Genomic DNA, 3,094 nt, shown 5'->3' with positions numbered 1-3,094 from the left:
GGGGGGGGGGGGGGGGGGGGGGGGGGGGGGGGGGGGGGGGGGGGGGGGGGGGGGGGGCGGTGCGCGGGCGGGGCCCCCCCGCCGCATCACACGCGCATCACCCGCGCATCATCTGCGCGGATCGCTCATCGATCGCCGAACGGGCCGATCAGCGGGCGTCCTTCAGGAACGAGCCCTTGTCGAACGCCGTGAGGCCGTTCGCCCAGAGCTGGTTCACGCGGGAGGACTCCTGCGCGTTCGGGTAGGGGTTGGTGCAGGACGTGCCGGGGCCGCCACCGGACATCAGCTCGCTGCACGGACCCGAGTAGCGGTCCGGGAGGCCGAGCACGTGACCGGTCTCGTGCGCGGTGACCCGCACCGAGTCGTACTGCTGGTTCTGCCGGTAGTCGAGGAAGATGTACCCGCGGCCGTGGCCGTTGGTGCTGGCGTACGAGCCGCGCGAGTCATTGCCCTCGCGGTATTCGAAGTCGTAGCTTCCCGAGCCCTCGCGCAACTGCACGTTGCGCACCGCGCTGTTCCAGATCTGGGTGCTGCGGGCGATCTGGGAGGCGAAGGTGGGGGCTCGTCTCGCGCTGTACGTCACGGTGACGGCCAGCGAGCCGGTCTTGGCCTGCTTGGCCTTGGCCGACTTCATCACGGCCTCGAAGAAGGCCTTGGTCGCGGCCTGGTTCTCGCCCGACGCCTCGTAGGCGGCGATGCTGGTGGCCGTGCTGACCTGGGTGTCCGCGGTCTTGGCCGACGTGGCGGAGGCGGACGGCAGGGACACGACCGAGGCGGCCAGGCCGAGGCCGAGCGAAGCCGTCAGAAATATCTTGGAGCGCTTCATGGGGGGTACTCCATTCCCGACCCGAAACGCCCACCGACCGCTCGGATAGCGGTGAAGGCGCTCCGGATTCAGCTCAGTTGTCGAGCTGAGTCTCAGGGAGATTTCCGCACCCGTGGAGCATGTCACTTGTCGATAGCACCAGGTAATAGCCCGCCCGCAGGGCGGGGCCGGCCGGTGCGCGCAGCCACCCGGGAGCACCGCCCGCGCCCCGGACCACGGGGGCCTGGGGCCGGTGAGCCGCCGCGCGCCCGGCGGGCTAGCGGGTGGCGAAGAAGAGGGGGCGGCCGACCCTGGCCTCCACGCGCAGGTACTTGCACAGCAGGTGAGGGCCGTGCGTCTGTTCGCGGAGGATGTTGCAGAGCTGCTTGACGGTGTCGAGATCGGGGACGTCGGCGAGTACGTAGGCGGTGGCGGGGCCACCACCGGTCGCGGCGCCGACGGTCAGTTGATCGTCGTCGATGGTGCCGAGGACGTGCACGCCGTACCGACCGGCGAGGTCGTCGAATGCGGTGCGGAGGGTGTCGGCGATGGCGGGCCACTCGCCGGGCTCAGTGCTGAAGAAGTCCTGGGTGACGTAGAAGGCGAACAAGGTGCGCAGCGGGCCGCCGGCCTCGGTTGCGGTGCCGATCGATGCGCTGGTGCTGGTGCTGGTGCTGGTGGTCATGCGGGGCCTCTCTTACGGGCGGGGGCTCTGGGAAGTCGATGACGGTGCCGGGCGGGGGCTGGCGGGCGGGCCGGACGGGGTCAGGCCGTCGCGTCCTCGTGGGCCCGCCCGGAACGTTCGAGGTGTTCGGGGTGTTCGGGGCGAGCGGCGCCGGCGGGCGGCGCGGCGAGGGCGGTGGTCGCGGCGCGGCGGGCCGTGCGCCGGTCCAGGAGGCTGGAGGCGACGAGGGCGGTCACGGCGATCACGGCCCCGGCGATCTCGACGGCCCCGGGGCGGTAGCCGCGGACGATCTGGATGGTCAGCGCGGTGATCGGGATGAGGGTGGAGAAGAGGACGGCGTTGCCGGGGCCGAGGATCTTCATGCTGGCGTTCCAGGCCAGGATGGCGCCGACGCCGCAGACCAGCACGATGTAGAGGAGCGGCACGGCGACCGCGGCCAGGTCGCCGGTGGTGGGGGTGCGGGCGCCGCCGGCGAGCGTGACGACCTCAGTGACCGCGGCCATCACCACCGCGCCCACCGCCGAGGTCAGGGCGGTGTAGCGGAGCGGGGACCAGCCGGTCAGGGAGGCCGCCCCGATCGAGTACAGCACCCACAGCAGCGCGGCGATCAGCACCAGCCCCTCCCCGATGCCGACCCCACCGGCCACGGCCCCGCCGATGCTCCCCTTGGTGATGACCAGGGCCACGCCCACCAGGGCCAGCAGGGTCACGCCCAGCTTGGCCGGCCCCGGGGCCCGGCGCGTACGCAGCCACATCACGACCACGGCGATACAGGGCTGTAGGGCGACGATCAGGGCGGTGTTCTGCGGGGTGGAGTTGGCCAGCCCGACGAACGAGAGCAGGTTGACCCCGGCGATGCCGATGACGCCGAGCCCGATGACCTGCGCCGCCCGGCCGTCGAACCGCAGCGCGCGCCGCCCCTCCACTCCGGCCAGGACCGCCAGCAGCAGGACCGCTGCCAGCAGGTAGCGCAGGGTGGTGGTGTGCAGGGCGTCGACGTGCCGGAAGATGCCGGCGGCCACCGGGAAGAGACTGCCGAGGGCGATGGCGGCGCCGCTGGCCAGCAGCGTTCCCAGGAGGGGACGGGACACGGAGAAAACCTTTCGACAGTTCTCTAAATGGAACGTGCGCCACCGTACAGTACGATTAGAGAACCTTCGAAACGTGGGGAGTGTGCGCCACCGATGACCGCGAGGAAGACCGCATCCGCGCCGGCGGACGCCGACCAGCCGGCGACCGCCGACATCTGCCTGGCCGAATTCCTCCAGGGCTTCACCGACCCGCTGCGCCGCGAGATCATCCACCGGCTGGTCGCCGACGGAGAGGTCGGCTGCGGCGACATCGACCTGCCGGTCACCCGGGCCACCGGCTCCTACCACTTCCGCATCCTGCGCCGGGCCGGCTGGACGCACACCCGCGTCGCGGGCCGCGAGCGCTACATCTCGTTGCGCACCGACGACATCGAGTCCCGCTTCCCCGGCCTGCTGCCCGTGCTCCTCGCCGCCGACCGCGCCGTCAAGGACTCCGGCTGAGGGCACCCCGCAGGACGCGACGGGGGCGCGGCCTCACTCGGCGGTCCGCCCGGCGGTCCGTGGCTGCGGCAC

4 protein-coding genes are annotated in these 3,094 nt (G+C 72.2%); 1 reads left to right on the top strand and 3 read right to left on the bottom strand.

What is annotated here, in order from left to right; all coding sequences use genetic code 11:
• Positions 1-148 precede the first annotated feature (148 nt).
• From snpA to AAHZ94_RS31715, 3 genes are all read right to left on the bottom strand, one after another.
• A complete protein-coding gene (gene snpA, locus AAHZ94_RS31725) occupies positions 149-826 on the bottom strand; it encodes a snapalysin (RefSeq protein ID WP_349997167.1) in 678 nt (225 codons plus the stop codon).
• A gap of 256 nt (positions 827-1,082) precedes the next feature.
• Entirely contained in the window at positions 1,083-1,490 is a 408-nt protein-coding gene (locus tag AAHZ94_RS31720) for a hypothetical protein (RefSeq protein WP_349997166.1), read from the bottom strand.
• Positions 1,491-1,570: 80 nt separating this feature from the next.
• Positions 1,571-2,581 (bottom strand): DMT family transporter, encoded by a 1,011-nt coding sequence (locus AAHZ94_RS31715; protein WP_349997165.1) that lies wholly within the window; start codon positions 2,579-2,581, stop codon positions 1,571-1,573.
• Positions 2,582-2,674: 93 nt separating this feature from the next.
• On the opposite strand from AAHZ94_RS31715, the gene AAHZ94_RS31710 reads away from it, so the two are divergent.
• Positions 2,675-3,022, top strand: coding sequence for an ArsR/SmtB family transcription factor (locus AAHZ94_RS31710; RefSeq protein ID WP_349997164.1), 348 nt, complete (start codon positions 2,675-2,677; stop codon positions 3,020-3,022).
• The last annotated feature ends 72 nt before the right edge of the window (positions 3,023-3,094 follow it).

Source organism: Streptomyces sp. HSW2009 (genome assembly GCF_040240285.1).
Classification (GTDB): Bacteria; Actinomycetota; Actinomycetes; order Streptomycetales; family Streptomycetaceae; genus Streptomyces.
Note: the sequence above shows the minus strand (reverse complement) of the source record. Positions and strands in the feature narration are given on the sequence as shown.

Bases quoted from the DNA above. Each gene is read 5' to 3' on its own strand.
- snpA (WP_349997167.1), bottom strand. From the start codon at position 826: ATGAAGCGCTCCAAGATATTTCTGACGGCTTCGCTCGGCCTCGGCCTG.
- AAHZ94_RS31720 (WP_349997166.1), bottom strand. From the start codon at position 1,490: ATGACCACCAGCACCAGCACCAGCACCAGCGCATCGATCGGCACCGCA.
- AAHZ94_RS31710 (WP_349997164.1), top strand. From the start codon at position 2,675: ATGACCGCGAGGAAGACCGCATCCGCGCCGGCGGACGCCGACCAGCCG.